At 41.6% G+C, this 26,269-nt stretch carries 15 protein-coding genes; 3 read left to right on the forward strand and 12 right to left on the reverse strand.

Annotation, left to right across the window (positions count from 1 at the left end; all coding sequences use genetic code 11):
• Positions 1 to 35: 35 nt before the first annotated feature.
• The 7 genes from WDJ61_RS17035 to WDJ61_RS17065 form a co-directional block, all read right to left on the reverse strand.
• A complete protein-coding gene (locus tag WDJ61_RS17035) occupies positions 36 to 1,508 on the reverse strand; it encodes an aldehyde dehydrogenase family protein (protein WP_338751901.1) in 1,473 nt (490 codons plus the stop codon).
• Between the two features lie 13 nt (positions 1,509 to 1,521).
• Positions 1,522 to 2,808, reverse strand: coding sequence for an FAD-binding oxidoreductase (locus WDJ61_RS17040; RefSeq protein WP_338751903.1), 1,287 nt, complete (start codon positions 2,806 to 2,808; stop codon positions 1,522 to 1,524).
• Positions 2,809 to 3,240: 432 nt separating this feature from the next.
• On the reverse strand, positions 3,241 to 6,312 hold the full coding sequence (locus tag WDJ61_RS17045; RefSeq protein ID WP_338751905.1) for an S-layer homology domain-containing protein: 3,072 nt from the start codon (positions 6,310 to 6,312) through the stop codon (positions 3,241 to 3,243).
• Positions 6,313 to 6,612: 300 nt separating this feature from the next.
• Positions 6,613 to 9,138 carry an S-layer homology domain-containing protein gene (locus WDJ61_RS17050; protein WP_338751907.1) on the reverse strand — a complete coding sequence of 842 codons (2,526 nt, stop codon included), beginning with the start codon at positions 9,136 to 9,138 and terminating at the stop codon, positions 6,613 to 6,615.
• A 471-nt stretch (positions 9,139 to 9,609) separates the two neighbouring features.
• Positions 9,610 to 10,707 carry a glycosyltransferase family 4 protein gene (locus WDJ61_RS17055; RefSeq protein ID WP_338751909.1) on the reverse strand — a complete coding sequence of 366 codons (1,098 nt, stop codon included), beginning with the start codon at positions 10,705 to 10,707 and terminating at the stop codon, positions 9,610 to 9,612.
• A 63-nt stretch (positions 10,708 to 10,770) separates the two neighbouring features.
• A complete protein-coding gene (locus WDJ61_RS17060; protein WP_338751911.1) occupies positions 10,771 to 11,487 on the reverse strand; it encodes a WecB/TagA/CpsF family glycosyltransferase in 717 nt (238 codons plus the stop codon).
• 10 nt (positions 11,488 to 11,497) lie between these two features.
• Complete coding sequence (locus WDJ61_RS17065; RefSeq protein WP_338751913.1) at positions 11,498 to 12,796, reverse strand: nucleotide sugar dehydrogenase; 1,299 nt, start codon at positions 12,794 to 12,796, stop codon at positions 11,498 to 11,500.
• A gap of 168 nt (positions 12,797 to 12,964) precedes the next feature.
• On the opposite strand from WDJ61_RS17065, the gene csaB reads away from it, so the two are divergent.
• Together csaB and WDJ61_RS17075 are read left to right on the forward strand one after the other, a co-directional pair.
• Positions 12,965 to 14,071 (forward strand): polysaccharide pyruvyl transferase CsaB, encoded by a 1,107-nt coding sequence (csaB, locus tag WDJ61_RS17070; RefSeq protein ID WP_338751915.1) that lies wholly within the window; start codon positions 12,965 to 12,967, stop codon positions 14,069 to 14,071.
• Positions 14,072 to 14,086: 15 nt separating this feature from the next.
• Positions 14,087 to 15,256: a glycosyltransferase family 4 protein gene (locus WDJ61_RS17075; RefSeq protein WP_338751917.1), complete on the forward strand. Its 1,170-nt coding sequence runs from the start codon at positions 14,087 to 14,089 to the stop codon at positions 15,254 to 15,256.
• Positions 15,257 to 15,669: 413 nt separating this feature from the next.
• On the opposite strand, the gene WDJ61_RS17080 is transcribed toward WDJ61_RS17075, so the two are convergent.
• Positions 15,670 to 16,626: a nuclease-related domain-containing protein gene (locus tag WDJ61_RS17080; protein ID WP_338751919.1), complete on the reverse strand. Its 957-nt coding sequence runs from the start codon at positions 16,624 to 16,626 to the stop codon at positions 15,670 to 15,672.
• A gap of 108 nt (positions 16,627 to 16,734) precedes the next feature.
• Here WDJ61_RS17080 and murJ point away from each other — a divergent pair, with 108 nt between their 5' ends.
• Positions 16,735 to 18,252, forward strand: coding sequence for a murein biosynthesis integral membrane protein MurJ (gene murJ, locus WDJ61_RS17085; protein ID WP_338751921.1), 1,518 nt, complete (start codon positions 16,735 to 16,737; stop codon positions 18,250 to 18,252).
• A 239-nt stretch (positions 18,253 to 18,491) separates the two neighbouring features.
• Here the strand turns inward: murJ and WDJ61_RS17090 are convergent, their stop codons facing one another.
• The 4 genes from WDJ61_RS17090 to WDJ61_RS17105 all read right to left on the reverse strand — a co-directional run bounded on the left by WDJ61_RS17090 (position 18,492) and on the right by WDJ61_RS17105 (position 26,237).
• Positions 18,492 to 20,474: an S-layer homology domain-containing protein gene (locus tag WDJ61_RS17090; RefSeq protein WP_338751923.1), complete on the reverse strand. Its 1,983-nt coding sequence runs from the start codon at positions 20,472 to 20,474 to the stop codon at positions 18,492 to 18,494.
• Positions 20,475 to 20,851: 377 nt separating this feature from the next.
• Entirely contained in the window at positions 20,852 to 22,804 is a 1,953-nt protein-coding gene (locus WDJ61_RS17095) for an S-layer homology domain-containing protein (RefSeq protein WP_338751925.1), read from the reverse strand.
• 128 nt (positions 22,805 to 22,932) lie between these two features.
• Positions 22,933 to 23,922, reverse strand: a complete 990-nt coding sequence (locus WDJ61_RS17100) for a C40 family peptidase (RefSeq protein ID WP_338751927.1) — start codon at positions 23,920 to 23,922, stop codon at positions 22,933 to 22,935.
• A gap of 383 nt (positions 23,923 to 24,305) precedes the next feature.
• On the reverse strand, positions 24,306 to 26,237 hold the full coding sequence (locus WDJ61_RS17105; protein ID WP_338751929.1) for a S8 family peptidase: 1,932 nt from the start codon (positions 26,235 to 26,237) through the stop codon (positions 24,306 to 24,308).
• Positions 26,238 to 26,269 lie beyond the last annotated feature (32 nt).

Here is a 26,269-nt window from a genome sequence, read left to right on the forward strand (position 1 = left end):
CCCTATCAATAATTTATACAGCAAGCTAAGCTCAATTAGTTGGCATACCACCCTACAGGCTTGGCCTGCTGATGGATATTGATTTGTTTCGTCTCCATAAAGTTCTCCAGCCCAACCGTCCCTAATGCTCGGCCGATTCCACTTTGCTTATATCCTCCCCAAGGGCCTTCTACATAAGCAAGATGATAACTATTAATCCAAGTAATTCCCGCACGCAATTTACGAATAACACGTTTTGCTCGATCCATATCTTCCGTAAATACCGCACCGGCTAATCCATAAATGGAATCATTCGCTTTTTGGATGGCATCTTCCTCATCTTTAAATTTCTGTACAACGAGGACTGGTCCAAAAATCTCTTCCTTCACAATACGCATATCCGCGTTTACATCAGCAAAGATCGTTGGTGCAACGAAAAATCCTCGATCAAGCCCATTTTCTGTTAAACGCTTACCGCCACAAACTAATTTTGCCCCTTCTTCGATCCCACTCTTGATGTAATCTAAAACGTCGTTCATATGAGACTCACTTGTAAGCGCTCCCATTTCGATGGTCTCGCTTTCCCCATTGCCAACAACAATTTGGCTGGCACGCTCAGCCAGTCTTTCAACAAACTGATCGTAAAGGGTCTCTTGAACAAGCAGACGGGAGGCCGCTGAACAAACTTGCCCAGCATTATGGAAAATACCAAACATCGCCTGATCGACGGCCGTTTCAAAATCGACATCGTCGAATACAATCAGTGGAGACTTCCCACCCAGTTCAAGCGAGATTTTCTTTATATTGCCGGCAGCTGCACGCATAATGCTTTGTCCTGTGTCTGTTCCGCCCGTAAAAGCAATCTTATCCACATCATGGCTCTCGGCCAGTTCATTCCCCACCTTTGAACCAGGTCCCAATACTAAATTAGCCACCCCAGCCGGAAGCCCGACCTCCTCCATCATTTCAAATAACATGAATACGCTTACAGGAGTGATCTCAGCAGGCTTAATGACAATGGTATTCCCTGCAGCAAGTGCCGGAGCAATTTGCCAAACAGCTAACATCAGCGGGAAATTCCAAGGCACAATCACACCGCAAACACCAATCGGTTCATGAATAATAATGGTTTCTGAAGAATCATCACGGGTGTAAGATTCCTGTTTCATGTCTTTAATCAAGTCAGCATAATAGCGGAAACATTGAATTGACACCGGAATATCCACAAAGGTCGTTGCCCGAATCACCTTGCCGTTATTGGCTGTTTCCAAACGAGCCATTTCGGCTGCTTTCTCTTCAAGACGGTCGGCAATCTTATAAAGATAGTCCGCTCGTTCCTCAGCCGATAAATCCGACCAGATCCCACTGTCAAACGCTTTTCGAGCCGCCTGGATGGCTACTTTCGCGTCGTCTGCTGATCCATCAGCAGACGTTGCGATCACCTCTCCAGTTGCAGGATTGATCACATTTTTTCTGGCACCAGACAACGCTTCTACCCATTTCCCATCAATGAACATATTAATTTTCATGATCAGCTCTCCTTTACGCAAAAATATCAACCAATTTGAAACCCACATGCGCTAGATTGACCAACATCGTTTTCTGATTATGAAACGGGAATGATTTCAGGCGTTCCTTTTCAAATCGATATCCACCTGCATCCCCTGTAACAATCCATTGTGCCAATAACTTACCGAACAATGTCGAGAGAGAAGCACCATGACCTGTATAACCTGTTGCGAAATAGGCGCCTTCTTTCGATCGGCCGATAATCGGGAATGTATCAATGGTCACCCCGATAAATCCACCCCAACGGTAGTCAATTTTGCTTCCTGCCAGTTTCGGCATCAAGTCGACCATCGCCTTGTAAACCTTTTGATATACGGCATCATCTAAGTTTGGACGAATATCACCACCGCCAAATACGATTCGATTGTCTGGCGTACGACGGAAATAGTAAAGGAAACTACTCGTATCAAAAACCATGCGATCTTTCGGAATCACCTTATTCACCACTGATTCGGGAAGTGGTTCAGTGGCAATAATCCGTGCCGAAATGGGCAGTACGCCTTTGTTCAGCTCACTCATAATCTTTCCAGAGTAACCATCTGTCGCCACAATAATGTCTTTCGCCGTAACAGAACCTTTTTCGGTTGCAACCTTCACACTGTTTTGACCGTACACAATCGATAATGCTTTCGAATGCTCAAAAATTCTTGCACCGAGCGATTTAGCTGCTTCTCCCAAACCAATGGCATAATTCAATGGCTGGAACGAGTAGCTCGCGTCGTCGACTAAGCAACCATGATAAAATGGGGAATCGATCTCCTGATGCAATTGACTTCGATCAAGCACTCTTGATTCGTACCCGAAATGTTTGTTTAAGTATTCGCTTTCCTGTTTCAATCCTTCAAAATGCTTCGCTTTATAAGCGGCTACAATATGGCCCGTCTTTCTAAAGTCACAGTTGATTTGATGTTCGTCAATAATGTTTTTGACCAGTTCAATACCAAACAAGGAGAGATCGTTTAGCTGTCTAGCCTCTTCGGAACCATACTTTTTGGCAAGTTGCTGCATTGTGGGCTTATAACCCGGCAAGACCATCCCGCCATTACGGCCACTGGCACCGTATCCAATCGTTTCTTGCTCTAGAACAACCACGCTCTTTCCCAACTTTTGCAAATGATAAGCGGAGGAAAGACCGGTGAAACCTGCGCCAATAATGACAACATCCGCCTCCTCCTTCCCTTCTAGAACCTTTCCTTTTTCATAGCTGTTTGCAGTCGCAGTCCATAATGATAAAGTATCCATTCTATTCATCTGATCCATTCCTTTCTTTCTGTTTATTTGAAAGAAACATTTTTGTGGGAATACCGAGGGCAAAGTGTACAAAAATGTTTTCTACCACTCGATTTCCGGAAAATTTCTGATCAGAAATCAAGCGATATGAACAAAGTAACTAAAAAAGTTATTATAGTTACAATTAATTATACTGAATATAGTGAATTATTCAATAATTTTTTACCAAAATAATACGGGATGTTTCGACTTCTGAAAAAGAACTCGTATCCAACGGCATATTAGCCATTACACTCAGTTAGATGCTTTACTTGAATGACACACGGATGAGGAATCTGATAAAGATGAAACCGACATTTTCACTGATGAAAAAAACAGAAAGCCGAATGAACGACTCTCTGTTTCTGAACTTCTTTACAAATATTCAATTTCTACTTAGAAAGACAAAAAACCTGTCCCCTTTTATTGTCCTGGAGTAAAATCACGTGAATTCTCACCGATTAAAACAGATCCATCATGTGATTGAAGACCTTTTTTCACTGTAATTACGTTTGAAGCATTTTTAAGTGTATTTACAGGTAATGAGATAATGACCTTTTCTAATCCATTTGCTGTATTATTATCATTATCTGCTACAGAGATTGTTGTTCCATCTGGTAATGTACTGCCATTCAGTGTATAAACACTTGGTACAGTGGCATCATTGGCACCGCCTCGATATTGAACACCTTCTGAGAATGTAAGTGTGATTGTATCATTTGGCAAGCCTGCTTTACCAGTTACCTCTAGGAATTTGAAGTCCACATTGTTTGCCTGTTTATTAATCGTCAAACTTCTTGGCGTAGTTTCTGCTGTTTCGTTTCCTACATCATCTGTAATATTTTTGACAACGACTGTCCAACTGCTGTTATATCCTTCATTATTGACAAGCGATTGCAGACCGGCTGTCACCTTAAATTTCGTATCACTGCCATCATCTACATAATCAATGATTGTTCCTTCCACTGTAGCAACGTTTCCACTAGAATTTTTTCCTGTAAATACTACTTTAACATCAGGTAATGACTTCCCATCACTTAATGTATCTCCTGCATTATCTTTACCCGGTAACTTCACTGGTTCATCCATTGTAATAATAAATGTATTAGGATCATCTGTTCTTTCGATAGATGTCAAAGCTGGTTTTCTCGTATCAAGTGTATTCAATGGTGAGCCTGAATAGTTTAAGTTTAAAGAGATATCAGCATTTTTCACACCGTTAGCCGTATTGCTAATACTATTCGCTGGGATAAATAGTTGATATTTATCACTCGTATAATTATATGCAGAACCATTTATTGCTTTCCAGTCTTGCTTTAGTTCGACTATATATTCATTCTTATTTGGCACTTTCGTTACTTCAAAGTCCGTTGTATCATCCTTATATGTTTTAGTAGATGCATCATATTTTTGTAATTTTAATGCAGCCTTTACTTCATCAAGATTAACAGGTGTATTAAATGTTACACGGAACTGTTCCGGCGATTCCACTCTTACAGAAGCAGTTGGTTTTGTTGCATTTGCTGCTACGGTAAAGTCAAGATTCTTTGTACCACCTGTATTCCCCACCATATCTTGAATAGAGGATACTTCTACTTTATGTTGACCAGAAGTAAAGTAACCTGGTTTTGAATCAGAAGTTCCTTCGTTATAGTTAGAATTCAATGTCAGTAAAGCGGTATGACGGTCATCCTCTAATGTTGCGGGGTTAAATTCACCGTATTTAATATCAAATTTATCACTTGTATACTGTGCATCAATTTTAAAATTAGCCGCCTCCACTGTTTCAGAGAAATTCACTTTCACTTGATTTTGTCCAATAGCCTGTGCAGATATAGCCTCTGGTTTCTTGGCATCCGTTAAGTAGAAACGCATACTCGATTTAACACTTTGGCCATCTTCATTTTTAGGAGACACTTCAATATCCACTGCTTGATTATTCGTTAACTTGCCAGCCGATTTTTCAAGAATCACTTCAATGGCTTTAGAGTTCCCTGGTACTGGTTTTAATCCCAATACTTTCTTTTCTGCATTGTTCTGTTTAACTACTAAACTATTATTATATAAGTAATGATGAATAGCTCCTGCTTGGACATCTGATGGAATTTTGTCTTTTGTAAATTCACCAGACTTCCCATCTATCGTATAAAGCAATTCACCTTTAGAATTCGTCTGCACGAGTGAGCTTAGTTTAATATCCCGATCAAAGACTAGTGTTAGACGATCTGCTTGCGAAGATGATGCACTAGTTAAAACAGGGACTTGTCCTGGTGTTTCAGCCGGCTTTTTAAACACTACTGAAACGGTACCTGCTGTTTTTCCAACGAGATGGCTGTAATCTCCTGTAGCTTGGGCGATTTTCCCTGTAACAGATGCAGTCACATCCGTTGTGCTAACAGGTGATGTCAACTTCACTTTAGCTGTACCATCTTGAAGAGTAATGCGTGAACTAGATAATGAACCTTTTGTAGACTCCACATCAATGGAGATATTGTCTGCATTCGTGTCTACTGCGCCTGTTTTCGCGTCTACTAGCTGATATGTAATGTCTGTTGATGACTTTCCATCAGCTAGTAACGATGATGTTCCTGCGCTTGCTTTTAATTCCCATTGCTTCACTACTGCTTCTGGTGTTTTAAATGTTTGAGAAGGGAGTGTAGCTGGTTTACCTTCTGATTTAAGGCCATTGAAATAAATAGTATATTCTTTTGCATCCATCAATTCAGCTACTTCTAAAGTAGCCACTGTTCCTGTACTGTTCAAAGAAACAGACTTAACCGTTCCTCCAGCTATAGAAAAGTTGCTTGCCGTTGCACTGTCCACCGCTTTATTAAACGTGACTTGTACACTATTTTTAGATAGAGCTATTACATTACGCACTTCGAGATCTGGTGTCTTATTCAAATTGTCCGCACGGTATAGGAACAAGGCAAACTCGCCTCGCGTAATGGGATTCTGTGTACCAAATTTTGTGGCAGATTGTCCATTTGTAATATTATTTGCTACAAGAGCTTGCACAGCTTTATCATAGCGTGGCGAAACATCCGTGAATTTCAACTCTGCTGTTCCTGTTAAATTATATGCTTTTGTTAGAATAAGAGCCATTTCTCCGCGTGTCATCGGTAGATCCGATCCAAATGACTTCGCCGTTTTTCCATTCACAAGACCAGCCGCTTTTAACGCATTCACCGCTCCCACACCACGACTCGGTACATCTGTAAACCCTGAATCTGGCGCTGTTTTCGTGTTTAATTTAAGCGCCTTTGCCAGCATAATAGCCATATCCACACGTTTAATTTGTTTATGCGTACCAAATTCACCATTCGGATAACCAGATGTGATTCCCTCTTTAACTAAATAATCAACTGCTTCTTTATATGCACTCGGAACATCAGAAAAAGCTGCCGAAGCTACTGGTGTGACAGCAGAAGCCATCAACGTCACCGCTGCCGAAGCCGCCATAAACTTACGATAAGATTTTGGTTTACGATTCATACAAATTTCCTCCTCTTTTCACTACATATTGATAGAATTGGAATAAAACTTCTAATTTAATATGCATACATTACTATTATAAACTTATTAAGGTTCTCAAGGAATAATTTTCTTTATTTGTTTGAAGAATTGCCATTCAAATCTAAAACTATAGAAGCATTTTTCACATAAAGATTTTCACTGTCATTAAACAGTGAATGGGTGGATGATTAGAAAATGTTATACAGAAAAACACCTCGTGTAGAACAACGAGGTGTTTTTTGTTTCATTTATTAACCGATTGAGTTAACGAAGTAATTATTACTTAACGTCTACAGTTACAGAAGTTGTAGCCACAATGTTTTTGTCATCAGATGCATCTTTAATTTTATAAACAAGTGTTCCTTTGTCACCTGCAGCAGTTGTAACTCCAGCTTTAATATCTCCAGCAATTGTGAAGTTTGAATCAGAAGTTGCAGTCATTTCTAAAGATCCTAACTCAACATCATCCCCATCAAAAATACCGTTTCCATCTTTATCAAGGAAAAGAGCTCCTACAGCTAAATTACCAGCTTCATCTTGAATTCTTACTTGTCCTACAGCTGATGGAGAAAGCGTAATGCCTTTAACAATGTCAGCTGCATTATCTCTTTCTGTTACTGTAAGAACATCAACATAGTTAAGTTGTTCACCTTTGTAATTTACTGTACCAGGGTTAACCCAGTCAACTTTAGTGATTTTTGGTGCGTTATCAGTTACAGTTACAGTTACTTTAGCAACAAATTTGTTCTCTTTATCGTAAATAGCAATATCAGTAGAACCTGCTTTTTTAGCAGTTACTTCAAGGTCGTTTCCAGCAAGAGTTGCTACACCATTAGTTCCACCATTGATATCAACAATTTTGTCATTATATTTTGCTGTATAACCAGTTAAATCTTGTACACCATTACGTACATTTTCAGAAGTATAGTTAACAAGTTCTAACTTCACAGCAGCATCGTTTTTGCTACCTTGTACTAGAGTTAAGTCAGTAGATTTGTCATCCTCTTTAATAATTTCTAGAACTTGTTTAGAAACGTTATCTACTTTAGTTACTTGGAAAGCTAGGTTGCCAAGGAACTTGTCGTCTTTCTTGAAGTAAATAGTTCCAGATCCTAATTTAGTGTCTACATCTAAATTTAATGTAGCTTTGCCTTTATCTACAGTAGGATCGAAAGCTGGAGCTGTTTTGAAGAAGCCTTCTGGTGTAACGATTGTAACGTCAGCTGTATCAACAACTGGATCACCATATTGGTCTACCATGTTCACATCAACTGTTCTTTTTCCATTAGTTAATAATTTTACTGGAGATACTGCAGGTGTTGCTTTAGCTACTTCACGCTTTTTAGCAGATACAGTTAAATCGATATCTTTTGTTAAAGTACCGTAAGTAACAGTGATTTTAGCTGTTCCTGGTCCTTCTGCAGTCAACACGTTGTCTTTAACAGAAATAACAGCAGGATTTGAAGATTTAACAGTAAATCCGCTAGTTACTTTTGTTTTATCAGAACCAGCAGCAATAGTTAATTCAGTGATTTTTGAAGTCTCACCTACAACTAATGTGTTGCTCTTTTGTACGATCTCACCTTTAGCAGTTGTTGTAGTTAATTCATGAGCGCTAATAGCTGAAGCAGCACTATCTAGGTTTGTGAATGTGATAGTAGCTCTTTCTGATACAAAGATAGAACCTGCTTTTGATACAGTAGCTTCAACTTGGTATTTTTTAGCACCATTAGTTACATCAACCGTGTTCAGCTCACCAGTAGAAGCATTTGCAAAAACTTCATCAGTTTTATCTACTCCATTGTCATCAAAAGCTTTGAAAGACACAGCGTAACCATTTGCATTTAGGTAGTTAATGTCAGCTTTTTCGTTGTTAACAAGTAGAGATGCTTTTTGACCTTTAGTATCGTCGTCAAAAGTGCCGTTTTCTACAGATACAGCGTTAACTTCGTATTTATAAGTGAATTTGAATTCTTTAGTTTCTTCGTTGATTGTTGTTTTTACAACTGTTTCTTCGTTAGGAGTTAAGTTAGTAGCTAGAGAAACTGTTGCTTTAGTTCCGTCTGCATTTGCAGAGATAGCTGTAACTGTATTTCCAGAAACAGTGATGTTTTCAGTTTTTAAGTTTTGAAGATCTTTACCAGTTACTTCAAGAGTTTTAGCTCCTGTAGCTTTTACATCAGTAACTGTTGGAGCAACTTTCTCAAGGGTTTCAGTTTTGTATAGGAAAATAGCAAACTCACCGCGTTTGATTGGGTCAGCTGTTCCGAATTTAGTTTCTGATTTACCTTGAGTGATTCCATTAGCAACTAAAGCTTCAACCGCATCTTTGTAACGGTCAGAAACGTCAGTGAACTTAAGGTCAGCATCACCTTTAAGGTCATATGCGTTTGTAAGAATTAATGAAACTTCTCCACGTGTTAATGGGTCAGCAGATCCGAATTTAGTATCTGTTTTACCATTGATGATACCTTCTGCTTTAAGAGCGTTAACTGCACCTTGTGCACGCTCAGGAACATCAGTGAAACCAGAATCTGGATATTTTGCAGTATCTAATTTAAGAGCTTTTGCAATCATTACTGCCGCATCGACACGTTTGATTTGCTCGTCAATGCCGAATTTAGTTTCGCTGATACCTTGAGTGATGTCGTTTGCCACTAGGTAATCTACTGCTTCCTTATACTTCGCGGATACGTCTGTGAAGTTGTTTGATGCTGCGAAAGCTGGAGTGACAGCTGTTGCTACTAGAGTAGCCGTTGCTGCAGTAGCAACGAATTTACGATAAGACTTTGGTTGGTAAGCCATGTAATAGTTCCTCCTGTTTTGTAAAGTTTTCTTTTAAAATATGAAATCAATCAGCAAAAAAAGCCAATTGTTCCTTAACATGTGACAAGAGTTTTCCCTGCTAAATAGGAAATCCGTGGATATGTATGTAACATTCGGACAAATTAACAGATTTAAACTCAGTTACTATTCTATCAAAGTGCTATTTTTTTTCAACTATTTTTTCCGGCTTTTACGTTTTTCAACTAAACTGTAACATTTGTAAGAGTTTAGTAACCATAAAATTACCATTGTAAATAGTGGGATAAATACACCTCAAAAATAATAGCTTCACCATTATAAACTATTAACTTAGGAAATTAAAGGGTTAATACTATAATTTTTGGATAAAATTCTACTTTTTTTAATAAAAGTTAAGGGATTTGAAAAAGTGGTTGCATTCGTTGGACACAAAAAACCCGAGAGATGACCTCTCGGGTGACGAGTTCTTTCCTATATATCTGTTAATTTTACATACACACTGCGATGGGCTTCGGCCAGTTGCTCCAGCGAAAAACGAGCGGAAGCAAAATCGTACAGCTGATCGCCCATTTCTTTTAGTTGATCCCCACGATTCATCGCTTCACGGAGGGCTTCTTCATATGCTTTGGCGTCTTTCGTTGGCACGATCCAGCCCGTTTGTCCGTGGTGAATGAGTTCACCGACGCCGCCCACATCAGTTGTGATGATCGGAACGTGTTGATTGGCCGCTTCTAATAACGCAAGCGGAAAGCTTTCGCTAAAGGAAGCGAGTAGAGCCAAGTCGGAGGCAGCATAAATGTGGTCGACATCGCTGCGGAAGCCTAAAAAATGAACATGGCGGTCAAGTTGACGACGCTTTACTTCATTCATCAGTTCCTCTTCAATGGGGCCATCACCAACGAGAAGCAAGTGAGGCCGCTCTTCTTCTGCAAAAGCTGTCATCGCATCAAACACAATCGTATGCCCTTTAATCGGATGAAGGCGTGCGACCATCGCCATCACAAAATCTTGATCGGTTAAGCCCCATTCGCTTCGTGGAAGTGGGGTCGCTTTTTCGTTGGTGAATTGGATGCCGTTGTAGACGGTTTGAATTTTCTCCCCATTGATGCCAAGCTTGATTAAATTTTGCTTAAAGCGCTCCGATACGGCGAAGTAGCCGTCCATTTGTTTCACCGCGTACATGCTTAATGTAGTGAAAATTTTTCCTTTGAGGCCGGATTTAACGAAGTCAAGCGATGGATCGCTATGGACGGTTGTCACCCAGCGGATACCGGTTTTCTTTTTCAGATAAATGCCAAAGAGATTGGCGCGCGGGCCATGGGTATGTAGGACGTCGAAGCCTTCCTTTTGAATGAAGCTTGCGAGCTTGTTCAAGACAGATAGATCGTAGCGCGAGCTTTGGCGGAAGCATTCTGTTCGGATGCCGCTCTCCCTTGCTTCTTGCGATAATTGCCCTTCTTGGAAGACAGCGAGTGTGACTTCTTCGGATGAGAATTGTTCCAACAGCGTGATGACGTGCTTACGTGAGCCGCCTTTTTCTCCGCCGCTAATTAAATGAAGCACTTTCATCTATAGCACCTCCAAAATACAAGAAAGGCTTTAAAGCGCATAGCGATTTAAAGCCCTTCAAGATTATTTGTTTACAAGTATTTTGAGTAAGAATTTCGGTAAAGCCATTTGGCGTTTAATTCGCTTCGGTTCTTTCATCAAGCGGTAAAGCCACTCTAAGCCGAATTTTCGATAAAAGGCCGGAGCACGCTTCACTTTCCCTGAATAGACATCGAAGCTACCGCCGACCCCTTGGAACACTTTCACATGGGGCAATTTCGGCATATTTTCGCGAATCCACAGCTCTTGTCGCGGGCTTCCTAGCGCCACGAACAGGAGGGCTGCTTTCGATTCGTTAATTTTCTGTACGAGCGCCTCTTGATCTTGCACATAGCCGCTTTCATATCCAGCTACATGAAGGTTCGGGATCTTCGCTTCGAGCTTTTCTTTCGCGGTGCGCACGACTTCTTCCTTCGCTCCGTAGAAAAAGACGCCATGCCCTTCTTGTGCGGCAAATTCCAGCAAACGTCCCATCATATCAACGCCAGTGACGCGTTCACGAATGTCACCTTTTTTGAGCTTCGAGGCAATGATCATACCGATGCCATCCGGAATTTGGTACGTGGACTCGTTGATCAGTTCTTTTACGAGCGGATCGCGGCCAGCGGTAATTACTTTTTCCGGGTTGACGGCAATGACGGTCGATTGTAAGCCTTCCGCTATACGCACTTTGACGTCATCGATGATTTCATCGTACGTATACGGCGAGACCGATACACCTAAATATTGTTCTTTATCCATTTGGAACACCCTAATTATTTATTGGTTTATTCACATGGATCGCTTGAAGGTTGGTTAAGTCGCCAATGCGATGCACCGTAAGAGCAGCTTCCTGCTCAAGACCTGAACAGTTCTTCGTATCAAAGATGACTGATGTGTCCATCTTGGCGATCAATGCTTGTGGATCTAATGCTTTGAATTCATTGTGATCCGTTAAAATGACGATTAAGTTCGCATCTGTGATCGCTTCTTCAAAAGAAGAAAGCGGAAACGGTACTTGCTCATTGCGAACGTGCGGGTCATGAACGCGCACATCAAAGCGCGGGTTCGCTAAGACTTTTTCAACGATTTCAATCGCTGGGCTTTCGCGAACGTCATCGATATTTCCTTTGTATGTGAGGCCGAAAAGAGCGATTCTTGGCTCTTTTAACTCAGCCGTTAATTTAATGATTTGCTCAATGACAAAGTCCGGCATTGAATTGTTAATGTCACGTGATAGTTGAATCATTAACGCTTCTTCTGGTGCTTTTTCGACGATAAAGTATGGGTCAACGGCTAAGCAGTGACCGCCAACTCCTGGCCCTGGCTGATGAATATTCACGCGCGGATGGCGATTCGCTAGCTCAATGACTTTATGAGCATCAACGCCCAAACGAGCGGCAATTTTCGTTAGTTCATTCGCTAAGGCAATGTTGACATCACGGAATGTGTTTTCCATCAGTTTTGACATTTCTGCTGTGACCGCTTCGGTTTCAAGCACTTCACCTGTCACGACTTGACGGTACACATCGGCTGCTTTTGTCGTCGCTTCTTTCGTTAAACCGCCGACAATGCGTGTATTTTCGACTAGCTCAATTAAGATGCGGCCAGGTAGCACGCGCTCTGGGCAATGCGCAAGGTATACATCTTTTTCTGGATCAAAGCCCGCTTCCCGAATGATCGGAGCGACGACATCATCCATCGTCCGCGGCGGGATTGTGGATTCAACAATGATCACATTCCCTTTCTCTAAATGAGGCACGACCGCTTTTGTTGCACTTCTAACGTATTCGACATTAGCCGTGCAATCCTCATGAATCGGCGTTGGCACGGAAATGATAAATACATCCGCTGCTTCCGGCTCGAGTGAGGCACGAAGCTTACCGGCATCGACGACTTCTTTCACGACTTCCGGAAGGCCAACCTCCTCGATAATGATTTCACCTTTATTTAATCTTTCGACGACTTGTTTATTTACATCTACTCCAACGATATCAAAGCCAGCGCGAGCGAAAACAGCCGCAGTTGGCAATCCAATATACCCTAAACCAACAACACAAATCTTCTGCATGGCAAAAAATCCTTTCTAAACTACTAGTGTGGATTGAAATTAATAACTTAACATAGTATAGCAAATTCAATGTCACCTTGCACTAATTTCGTTGAATGTGAATGGGTGAAATGTTAAAATGAAGTTTAGCTTTTTAAGCGTATTTTTGACTTGAGGGAGGCTAACTTGTTGAAAGTTGTCATTTCAGGATTTTATGGTTTAGGCAATACTGGGGACGAAGCGATCCTAGAAGCGATTGTAGATAATTTACGAAATGAAATCGATGATGTAGATATTACCGTGTTTTCTTTATCGCCAGAACAGACGGCGAAGGAGCACAATGTGAAAACCGTTTATCGCGGCTGGCGTCATGAGAATAAGGAAAAAGTGAAGGAACTTCGCCAAGCAGATGTATTAATTAGCGGCGGCGGTGGACTGCTTCAAGATACCTATCCGACGAAGTTCTTGTTCGGCCCGCTTCCTTATTATTTATTGATTGCGTTTTTAGCGAAGCTTTGCGGGGCAAAAGTGATGTTTTTCTCCCAAGGGATTGGACCTGTCACGTCGACTTGGGGCAAAATATTAATGAAGGTTTTCGCCAATCGAGCTGATTTTGTCACCGTGCGTGACCAGTATTCGAAAGACTATTTGCACAAGCTAGGCGTCACTCGTCCAGAAACGGTGGTAACCGCCGATATCGTCTTTGCTTTTCAAAAGAAAGAAGACGATGCGTGCATGAAGAGCTTATCTTTACGTGGGGATGAAAAGTTAGTCGCCGTATCCGTGCGCCCATGGTTTGAGCATGATGATTACTATGAAAAATTGGCGGATGCGCTCGATGAATTGATTACGATAGAAGGCATTACACCAGTATTTGTGCCGATGGAAGGTCATCATGATGTTGACGCTTCTAAGCGCGTTATGAAATTAATGAACAAAGCAGAGGCTTGCCATTTACTGGCTGGCGATTTCACACCGAATCAGTATTTGAATTTTATCGGTGAATGCGAGATGACGATCGGCTTGCGCCTGCATTCGTTAATTTTCTCTGCCTTAACGGCTGTCCCTCATATCGGAATTAGCTATGATAAAAAGGTTGAGAGCTTGTTGAAGCGTTCCGGCATGTGGGACTATTCTTTCCGCTTGGAAGAGTTTGATGCGGAGAAATTAAAAGCAAATGCTCGCGAGGTGCTTGCTCGCCGTCAGGAATTGAGTGAGACGGTGGCAGTGAACGCGGCTTCGATGCGCCGCGATGCCTTAGAAAATATTGAACTATTAAAGAAGAAATTTATGTAAGGGGAGGTTTTTCGGATGAAGATTTTGCTTGCGACCGTGTACCATTATCCACATACAGGTGGGCTATCCACTCATGTAGCCACTTTAAAGGCTGGATTGGAAGCTCGCGGTCATGAAGTCGATATTCTATCTTTCAGTGACATTCCTGAATTAAAACAAAACATGAAAGTGCGCGGCCCCGGCTTTTTAATGAATAAATTGTCTAAGGGCAAAGGCTTTGTATATGGCTTGCAGACTCGGAAGAAAATGCTGCAGAAGCTGATGGAAGCTGTAAAGCAGAAAAATTACGATGTCGTCAACGCGCAGGAAGTGTACGCAACGTTTGCGGCTCTTGATGCCGGGCTACCGGTGGTGTCAACGGTGCATGGTTATTTAACTTATGAAGCGTTAAGCGCTGGAAATATTTTAAAAGACAGTCCAGAAGAGAAGTTTTTGATGGAAGAAGAAGTGAAAGCGTACCGCAGCACACGCGCGATCATTACGGTCGATACACGCATTAAAGAATACGTGCAGCGCGAAGCTGGCATTACGGGCACGGCCATCCGCAACTTCATTAACGTCGATGACTTCCGCCCGGAGAAAGAGAAAAAAGCGGAATTTCGCCAAAAACACGGCGTCGATGTGGACGTCCCTGTGTTCTTCGTGCCACGTCGCTTAACGAAGAAAAACGGCGTCATCTACCCAATTTTATCCTTGCCAGCTGTGTTGGAAAAATATCCAAACGCCCAGTTGATTTATGCAGGTACAGGCGAAGCAATGGACGAAATGAAACGATTAATCGCTGAACATAAACTCGAAGGAAATGTTCGTTTATTGGGAGCCATTCCGCATGATGTGATCAAAGAATTTTACGCATTGGCTGATGTTGCGCTCGTGCCAAGTGTGCACTCTGCCGGCGTAGAAGAAGCCACTTCGATTTCCGCATTAGAAGCGATGGGTTCTGGTTCTCCATTGATTGCCTGTGCCGTTGGTGGATTGAAAGAAATCATCAACCACAACGTCGACGGACTATTAACCGAAGAGAAAAACGTCGAAGAACTATCCGCCGCGATGATCGAACTGCTGGATGACCCAGCAAAAGGTCAACAGCTCGCCGACCGAGCGCGCAAGAAAATCGAAGACGAATACTCTCACATGGCCGCAGCCGAGAAATACGAAGAAATTTACATGCGTGCTGTGAAGTGACTGAGTGATTGAGTGATTGAGTGGGCCACCTCGCCTTTGGCGGGGTGGTTTTTTGTGTGGGGTGGGATGGAGTAGTGGTGGGCGACTGATTATTGGGCGAGGGCGACTGGTTTTGCTGGGTTCCCGCCTGATTGTGGGCGATTTGCGACTGATTTAGGCTCGCGACCGACTGATGGGGTACTTTTTCCGACTGATCTCCTCTCAGGCGGCGTAGCTTAGGGCCAGACGGAGCGGCGATTCGGGGACGAAACTGATTTCTTTCGCGCGGCGACTGATTTTGTTAGATCCCCGCCTGATTGTAGACGATTCGCGACTGATTACAGCCCACTCCCGACTAATTCGTGCCCCCTGCGACTGATCCACCCCCGCTCCCCATAAAAAATAAACCGAATCCCCAGGATTCGGTTTATTTTTTATGAAAGATGGTAAATTCGGTTTCTGCGGTTGCCGCTTTGTTCCAGGTTCATGGCTCCGAGCAGTCGTTTAGCCACAGCGGAGGACTGAATTTGAAAGTAATCTCGAAATTGTTTGTTGGTAATCGTTGGGCTATGCAGAAGGGCATAGTCTGTGAGTGCTGGAATGTGGGCGTCGATGGAATAGTGATTGCAGCGCGAGCAGTGCCACTTGCCGATGTTTCGTTGCATCGGTTGGTGCTGGCATTTTTCACATTTGGCTCCTGTTAATAGCTCTTTTTCGGAAATTTGCAGTTGACGAAGAAGATCAGGACGATATGGTTGATGGTGTTTGATCAATAACCGGGACATTTTTTTCGTTTCTTTTAATGAAAGTAACTGGTTTTTATACATTTGGTGAAGACGGTCGAATTTAAATGGGATGACGCTTGCGTGGATGACGGTTTGGCGTACGATTTTATGAGTGGGATCGTTTTTGATGATGGTGCTTGGGTTGCTGATGACGACAAATGGTACGATGGGAATAGTGGGAAATTTGTGCGAAGTGAGCCATGATTCAAGCTGCCGTTGTTGTCGCCAGACTTGTAAAATCGGGTCAGGGAAGGCTTCTTCTTTTTCCTCGATGGTGCGAATGAGTTGATGAAAGGCTTCATCAAAGAACAGCGTGCCTGCGATGTTTTTCACCTCGAGAATGACGATCATATTTGGACAAATGATAAGAGTGTCGATTTGAAAAAAGTGGTCGCCGCTCGCAAGCCGCACATTGTGGAGGATAAGGTGATCATCGGGGAAAAACGATAAGTGGTAGTCGATTGATTGCTCGCCGCGGTGTCCTGCTCGGCTTTTGGCCAATTCGTCCTCTATGATGAGTTGTTTGGCGTGATGTTCAGGTAAATTGCGGGCTAAGGCTTCTAATATGGATATTGTGAGTGGGATGGTTCTTTCTTTTACTAGCAAGTTTTCACTCCTTTCTATAAACAAATATTTCTACAGGGTCTGACAATATTCCTTCATGGAGTTTGTGTTATTATTAGTTAGATTGATATTTTGAATGAGGTGGAGCTCGTGTCGTTAAAGAAGACAGCTCTTTGGCTTGTGGTGCTTTCGCTCGTTGTGAAGCTTTCGGGCTTTTTGCGAGAGAGTATTATTGCAAGCGAGTTTGGAGCGACTAGTTATACAGATGGATATTTATTGGCGTTTTCGTTTATTACGCTGGTGATTGCGATTATTTCGGGCGGGTTTAACAATGTGTTTTTACCGCTATATGTCAAAAATAAAAAAGAGGCACCGGAAGCGACGGAACGAAATGCCAATGGGGTCATGAATGTGACCGTCGTGATATTTTTGTTCATTTCTGTGTTGGGTTGGCTACTTAGCCCTTGGTTTGTGCCGATTATCTACCCAAAAATAACAGGATTGACCGCGGAAGTTACGATTGAAATCACACAATTTTTCTTCCTATTTATGAGTGCGATCGCGTTGAACGGGATTTTGGATTCGTATTTGCAGGCGCAGCGAATTTTTATCCCGTCACAAATATCTAAGCTTTCTGCAACCTTGATGGGTGCAATTTTTGCGCTATTGTTTTCCGATCAATGGGGCATTAACAGCTTAGCGTACGGTTTCATTTTCGGTACGATCGTTGGGATAGCGATTCAGTTATTTTTCTTATTTAGAAAAGGGTATCAATGGAGTCCAACGCTGAAAGTAGAAGAGGAATTCCGGCGCTCCTTTCTCGTTTTACTCGTTCCGGCGCTATTAAATGCGGGGGTTGGACAAATTAATATGTTTGTCAATAAAGCCTTTGCGGTCAGTACAGGGGCTGGGGCCGTCACTTATTTGAACAATGCCAGCTTGATCACGAGCATTCCGCATACGATTTATGGAACGACGATTGCGGTTGTCATTTTCACGTTATTGTCTGAACAAGTGAACAACCAGAAGAAGTTTCAAGATACGTTTTTTATGGGGATACAAATTTCCTTGTTAACGCTTGCTCCGATTGCAGCGGGATTGTTCCTCGTCGGTGAAGAAGCGATTTCCTTTATTTTTGAACGGGGAAAATTTACAGCCGATGATACGCACAATACGTATTTGGCCCTTGTTTATTATTTGCCAATTGTTGTTGCACAAGGATTGCAATACATTGTATCAAAATCGATGTATGCCCGCGGAAAAACGAATATTATTTTCCGCATTAGTGTTACGACAATTGTGTTGAATTTATTTTTGAACTGGCTGTTTGTCGGACCATTCGGCTACCCTGGCCTGGCGCTGACAAGCTCGTTTGTTTCCGTTTATTATTTAGTAGTGAGTACAATTTTTGTCTATAAAGATTTTGAGAAAAAAGAAGCCACTCGACTGTTTGGTTTAATTGGACGAGTGACCATCGTTACGACGGTGATGGCCGTGCCTCTTTATTTATTAAAAGTGTACACGCCTATTTCTGAGCTGTATTCTCTTTGGCAGCTGATGATTATTGTACCGCTTGGGGTTGTGCTTTATATTGCTGGATTATTTGTTTTTTATAAAGAAGGATTCCACCAGCTGTTATCGATCGTGAAGCGGAAAGTGAAGAAATAAATAAAGTGGAAGACGGCAATCTTTGTGGATTGCCGTCTTTTTGTGTGGGTTGGGGTGTGTGACCGATTGACAGCTTCGCGCGACTGATTTTTTCGGATTTGCGACCGATTCGGAGTGATTTGCGACTGATTCTCCCTTCTCTCCGACCGAAAGTGGCGCTCCGGCGACTGATCCCCTACTCAGGCCGCAGATCTAACAGCAAAAACCCTTTAAAGCCGCAGCTTTAAAGGGTTTTTGACTTACTTTGCGATTGGTAGTTTTGTTAAGTAGCGAGAATTAACATAGCCTTCTTTGTATTTCAGATCGTCTGAGACAATTTTTTGCCAAGTTGCTCCTGCACTTGTCGTTGGGTTACCAAGGTAGGCAACTGGCATGCCTTTTAGTTTGTATTGATATTGGATATTGCCGTTTGGCTTGCTTCGAACATTGAGGCCTGTTGTGTTTGTTACGCCTAGTTGATATTTGCCAAAGTCTTTACGCCCAAGGGCTTTGTCAATGCGATACATATGTCCGCCCACTTTTGCACCCCACCATGCATCGGAAGCATACTTAACAGTAATGCCGCTTGCTTTTGTTCCTGGTGCGCTACCATATGCTCGCCATGTGTTCGGCATTAAGTAGCCACCTCTCCAGTCAGCTTTGCCATTTAAATATTGATTCGCTAATGCGTATATACTTTCAGCCGGTGAAGCAAAGGTTGCTCCTTTGCCTGGTGTGCTATCGTACACAGCGATTCCAAATAAGTTATTATTCTTTTGTGCATGTTCGCTCATACCATAATTACTTTCGTGTATTGCCATCGCTAGAATCATCAGCGCATTCACACGTTTTTCCGCTTCTACTTTTTTCAGCGTTTTACCAAGGCCAATGAGCTTGCTTTTCTTCGTAGCACCTTTATAACTCGCAAGACCTGTTGCTTCTTTTTCAGCTAGAACTTTCTTAATATAGCTGTCTAGTTGAGCAGCTGTGTAGTTTGTTGTTGTTCTTGCGGATAGAAATTGGAAATATTGATAGGCTGTACCTACCTTTTTTCCTTGTTCATTATAAAAATTGGCACCGTCAAAGCTGTAATATTTCTGATTGCTGCGCATAAATGACGGGGCTACGCCTGCACTATATGAACCGTAGTTCTTCTTATCATAATTATAAAGGTAATGAACAAGCTCGCCATTCACATTTTTATAGTAACTGCGACCTTTCGCACCTTCAAATGGAACAAGCAGAGTATCCGTTGGCTTCATATAGTAATCTTCCCCGCCGAGTTGCACTTTCACGTACTTATCAGTGGATGTCACATACTTTAATTCTGTCGTACCATATGTAGCAGAGCTAGATACATAGGTTTTCGCATTTTTGAATGACGGATCTGTATATAAGTTAACGGTTGACGCCGATTTTGGCTTCGCATACACTAATCCGCTGTTCTCTTTCATATAAATAATTTTTTGATTGAGCGTGACAACTTCTTTCTTTTGGCTCGTCATCGCACGCTTTGCTTCTTCGAAAGACTTATAAGAATTCGATGTGTGAGCTAATTTCCCCCTCGAATCAACATTCGCGACTCGATAAGGTTTCGCTGCTTGAGGGCTTACATTTGGCTGAGATGACCGTGTCTCCAGGTCACCTGTCGCTTCTAACAAACGATAAATGAATGCCGCTGCTTGAGCACGAGAGGCATCTTGGTCTGGGCCAAAAGTGTGTTCGTCATAGCCTGAAATGATCTTAAGTGCAGCACTTTTATTAATAGCCTCTTTATGAGCAGTGCTTAATTCGCTAATATCAGTAAAACTAGATTCTGTATACGTAGCGTCTACTTTCAAATAATCTAAGGCATTGCTGATCATTAAAGCCATATCTTTTCTTGTAATGAGTGATTCTGGATTAAATTGCCCATTGGAATTTCCGTTGACAATTTTCGCTGCAGCCGCTGCATTCACTCCGTAGGAAATCGAAGAACTCGATGGCACATCAGAAAAAACCGACTCTCCTTCTGGAAGCTCTAGTGCTCTAGCGATAAAAGTCGCAAATTCTCCTCTTGTTACTTTTTGGTCTGGCTTATAACTTCCATCATCATAACCTTGAATAACACCCGCTTCTATCATAGCCCGAAGTTCTTTTTCTAACGTTATTCCAGTAATATCATCCGCTTTTGCTTTTAAAGGAGATAGCAATGGAAATAATAAAACCAGTGACATAATCACGGCAAAAAACTTTCTTTGCATAAAAGATGGTACCCCTTTCCATACCCATTTTTTTCATACCTTCTTATTCTATCGGACAATATATACTAAATTAAGAGTAAAATAACATTTGTTAGATACTTGTTACATATTTGTTATATAGTTGTTTAAAAAGTCTTGGAAAGGTTCCAAGACTAATACTGAAAGTTGAAGGTGATTCGTATTCAGGTAGGGTTGCAACTGATTGCTTGTTCCGCGCGACCGATTTTTCCGGATTCCCGACCGATTCGGAGCGATTCCCGACTGATTCTCCACTCCCTCTGACCGAAAGTGGCGCTCCGGCGACTGATTCCTCATCCACGAGCAGCGGATCTAACAGCAAAAAACCTTTAAAGCGGCCGCTTTAAAGGTTTTTTGACTTACTTTGCAATTGGTAGTGTTGTTAAGTAGCGAGAATTAACATAGCCTTCTTTGTATTTCAGATCGTCTGAGACGATTTTTTGCCAAGTCGTTCCTGCACTTGTTGTTGGGCTACCGAGGTAAGCAACTGGCATGCCTTTTAGTTTGTACTGATACTGAATGTTGCCATTTGGTGTGTGGCGAACGTTCAATCCTTCTGTGTTCGTAATGCCGAGTTGATATTTACCAAAGTCCTTGCCGCCAAGGGCTTGATCAATGCGATACATGTGACCGCCCAATTTTGCGCCCCACCATGCGTCGGAAGCGTATTTGACATTAATGCCGTTTGCTTTTGTTCCTGGTGCGCTACCGTATGCTCGCCATGTATTTGGCATTAAGTAGCCGCCTGTTGCTAGGTTCATGTAATCGTTGACTAAGGCCACTACACTGTCTTGTGGTTTATCAAATTTTGCTCCTTTGTCAGGCGCACTATCATACACTTTTAATCCAAACAAATTATTGTTCTTTAAAGCGTGTTCACTCATTCCATAATCACTTTCATGCGTAGCCATCCCTAAGATCATTAGAGCGTTAACTCGTTTTTCTGCTTCTACTTTTTTCAATGTAGAACCCAAGCCAATGATCTTACTTTTCTTTGTGGCATCTTTATACTTCGCAAGACCTGTTGCTTCTTTTTCAGCTAGAACTTTCATAATATAGCTATCTAGTTCAGCAGCTGTATAGTTCGATGTTGTTCTTGCTGATAAAAATTGGAAATATTGATAAGCTGTGCCTACCTTATTTCCTTGTTCGTTATAAAAAGTGAAACCGTCCCAGCTGTAATATTTCTGGTTACTACTCATAAACGAAGGAGCTACACCCGCAGTGTATGAACCGTTACCAGTAGAGTGAACTAGTGAACCGTTGACATTTTTAAAGTAACTAAGATTTTTCGCTCCCTCAAATGGTACAAGCAGAGCATCGGCTGGCTTCATATAGTAGTTTTCCCCACCGAGATACACTTGAACGTACTGATCAGTGGATGTCACATACTGTAATTCAGTTGAGCCGTATGTAGAAGAGCTAGATACATACGTTTTTGCCGTTTTGAATGACGGATCTGTATATAAGTTGACGGTTGACGCCGATTTTGACTTCGCATATACTACCCCGCTGTTCTCTTTCATGTAAATAATTTTTTGATTGAGTGTCACCACTTCTTGCCCTTGGCTTGTCATCGCACGCTTTGCTTCTTCAAAAGAGTCATAGGAAGTCGAAGCGTAAGTTAATTTTCCAGTTGAGTCGACATTCGCCACTTGATAAGGTTTAATTGGTTCTGGCTTAGGTGGCGTTGTTCCTCCCCCATTCAGATTTTCCACTGCTTCTAGCATGCGGTAAATAAATGCCGATGCTTGAGCACGTGTCGCTTGATCATTTGGACGGAATGTATTATCTGGAAAGCCTGATATGATCTTAAGTGAAACACTTTTATCAATGGCATTCTTATGAGTGGAACTCAATTCTGCAGTATCCGAAAAACTTGATTTATCATATGTCGTATCTACATTTAAATAATTTAGCGCATTATTGATCATCAACGCCATATCTTTTCTTGTAATAGGAAGTTCTGGATGAAACTTTCCATCCGAGTATCCATTGACAATCTTCGCTGCTGCCGCTGCATTCACTCCGTAGGAAAGCTTAGAGCTTTTTGGGACATCCGGAAAAGTCGATGCTCCTTCTGGAAGTTTCAATGCCCTAGAAATAAAGGTTGCAAATTCTGCTCTTGTTACTTGTTGGTTTGGTTTATAGATGCCGTCGCCATAGCCTTGCATAACGCCCGCCTCTACCATTGCTCGCATTTCTTTTTCCAGTGTTATTCCAGTAATATCATCTGCTTTTGCGTTTAAAGGCGATAGAAATGGAAATAACAAAACTAGCGACATAATTACGGCAAAAAACTTTTTTTGCATAAAAGATGGTACTCCTTTCAATGCGCATTTTTTCATACTCTCTTATTCTATCGGATATATTATGATAAATTAAGAGATATTTAGATTTTTTTGTAATCTCTTAAAAAAGTCTTGGAAAGATTCCAAGACTAAAAGTTCATAGCGTTATAGAGAGCAGCCGAGAATACAGCGCGAGTAGCGCGGTCAGATCCGTAGTAATTCGACGTCTTAAACACGCCTGTTTCATCAATTGCTTTCATCGCTACAATCGCGTCATGAGCCCAATAACTAGAAGAAATGTCCTTGTATTTATTTTCTGCTGCTGCTGCACTTCCTAGCTGTAATTCAAATGCTCGCTGTAAAATAACTGCCATTTCCGTTCGAGTAATGTAGTTGTTCGGTCGATAGGTTTGATCGGGGTAACCACTAATAATTTCGGCTTCACGCATGGCCGCAATATCCTTTGCAAATCGATTAGTTGAGGGTACATCTTTAAAATAAGAAATATTTTTCGGTTGCAGCTTTAACTCTCGGTTAATGAGAGCGGCTGCTTGTCCACGTGTAATAGGATCATCCGGTTTAAAAGAATAATCATCGAAGCCTTGAATGATGTTTTTATCAGTTAAGTCTTCAATCGCTTCATAGGCTTGATTACTTTTTGATACATCATTGAACTTACCATCCACTAGACGTTTAGCCCCTGCATATTTCGGACCCCAATAAGAATTACTTAAAGAAACAAGATCAATTCCTTTGCTCGTCGTTGCGTTTAACACTTGGTTATTTCCTGCATAAATACCTACATGTGAAATACCCTGCTTGTATGTATTTTTAAAGAAAACTAAATCCCCGGGCTTTAATTCACTCTTGGCGACAGAAGTTCCTACGCTATATTGCTCTCCTGTTGTTCGTGGAATGGATACTCCATGATGCTTGTAAACATACTGAGTGAATCCTGAACAATCAAAACCCTTTGGTGTGGTTCCACCAAACACATAAGGTACCCCCATAAACTTCTTCCCGTAGCTTACCATTGACTCCCCAAGCGATGCTGCTTTCGTGTGTGATATTGGTAGAAAAAATGTCAATGCAAGTAAAAAAACAATAGAAAAACCCAAAAACCCCCTATATTTACTCACTCATTAACCTCCTAAAATACTTCCTTCGTATGCTATTGATGTTATCTTAACAAAAATATACCTCTCTTGCGTTTACGGTTCCATTACATTGTTATTTCGTCATGTAATCAAAAAAAAGCCTGTTAAATCAACCTTTTCCAGCAATATGTCATGTGATTTCTTTATCATTAAATCATTGAAATATTTATTAGTCAGTTATGTTACAAAAATGATTAACTATGAAATATTTTAGTTAGTTTATGGCAGTTATAAATTATTAAATATAGTAAATTTACGAAGCTATTCTTCGTAGCTTGGAGCTCTTGCGACTGATTTCTCCTCTTCCCCGACTAATCGTCGCCGAGACACAAAAAAGCTGCCCATATGATGGACAGCTTCTTTCATTATTTTGTTATTCTTAAGTCTTCGTTGTCAGCTTTTGCTAAGAAAACAGAGAAGCTAGCACGGTCGATGGTTCCATATGGTCGGAAGGTGCCATCAGGGTAGCCGCTTACGATGTTTTGTGCAGCCAATGCATTAATATACTCGCTGCCTGTTACATTTGAATTAATGTCTTTAAAGCTGCTGCTTGTTTCAGGGGCAATTTCGTAAGCTTTGGCAATAAGAATGGCCATTTGTGAACGTGTGACTTGTTCATTTGGACGGAATGTACCATCAGGATAACCGCTTACGATGTTTTGCGTGGCTAGTGCTTCGATATACGGGGCACTAACACCCGCTTTTGCATCTTTAAACGTGGTTGGTGGCTTGGACGTATCAACGTCAATAGCTCTCCCAATTAAGATAGCAGCCTCTCCACGTGTAAGGAGTTTAGTTGGCCGAATCGTGTTGTCTGGATAACCTTGCAAAATCTTTTGATGATATAAATACATCATGTAGCGATTGTACCATTGAGAAAGTGACAGATCCTTAAATACAGGTCCAGCATTATTCACTTGTAAGTTCACAAAATCGATCCCTGAAGTTGGAGCAGTCGCTGGGTAAAATCGATATTGAATGCTCCCTTTTGTGGCGTAGTCGACAACTGTAGGATCTGTCACATTTTTTGCAATTAATTTTCCTGAACGATAAATGTTAAAGCTTTTGTATTTATTGACTAATTGACTTGTATCAAGGGTGATTTTACCTTGTCCATCCGTTGTATATGGAACGATCACTTCTTCACTCGATGGTTTTTTGTCCATTTGAGCAAGCCCATAGCCGTAATAACTGTCACGACCTCTAGCGCCAAGATCAATAGCATTTTTCTGTAGTAAAGTTCGAATTTGACGATTAGTCATTTCTGGATATTTCTCTTTATATAGTGCCACTAAGCCTGTCACATAAGGTGTGGCCATCGATGTACCAGACATCACATCATAACCGCTCGCATTGAATGAAGATGGAACGGTACTGTAAATATTTTCTCCTGGTGCGGCAAGTTCCACCTCGCTACCAATAGAAGAAAGTTCTCCATATTGTTTTTTTTCATCAATTGACGAGACGGCAATGACTTCATTGAACTTGGCTGGATACTGAACGGAAGATTGTTCTCCTGACCATGGTGGACCTTCATTTCCAGCCGCTGCTACAATGATTAGACCGCTATCATAAGCTTGTTTCACCATTCGTTCTAATGCTTCATTATAGTCAGGGGATGTAATACTAATATTTAACACATCCATGTCGTGTTTAATTCCCCACTCAATACCTGCCATAACGGTTGAAATCGTGCCTAGTCCATTCTTATCTAATACTTTAATCGAATAGAGCTGGGCTTGTGGGGCCACACCAACTACTCCAACGTTGTTATTTTTGGCACCGATGACGCCTGCGACATGAGTGCCGTGTCCTGCATCGTCATTGTAGGAATTACTGCAACCTCTCACATCGAGAATCTTCATCATGCAAGCTCCTCCTGCCACTTGCAGGTCAGGATGCTTCGTATCGATACCTGAATCAATAATACCAATTTTGACACCTTTACCGCTTAGTGTCGATGGAACACGCTTGTCAGCTCCGACCATTTTATAACCCCACGGAACCACTTGTCCGCTTTTTTCTACTGGCTCGTCATATTGAATCATTTGAATTTCTGGATGACTTGCAAGCAGTTTTTTCTGTTCATCCGTCACATCCACTGCTGCTGCAGGTAATTCATCAAAAATAAAATTAATCCCTTCCGTATTTTCTTCTAATAACGCATGATTAACTTCATCATGAAAAAACACGATTGCTCCCTTAGCTTCCGTCGTGTTTGCCTTAGAAATTGATGGGGAAATAGAAAAGAAGAATAATGCAACGAAGAATAGTAGAAGATACTTTGTCTGTCTCACCTTGTTCACCTCTCTGTTTGTAAAAAATAAAA

It is taken from the genome of Bacillus sp. FJAT-52991 (assembly GCF_037201805.1).
In the GTDB taxonomy this organism is placed as follows: Bacteria; Bacillota; Bacilli; order Bacillales; family Domibacillaceae; genus Bacillus_CE; species Bacillus_CE kandeliae.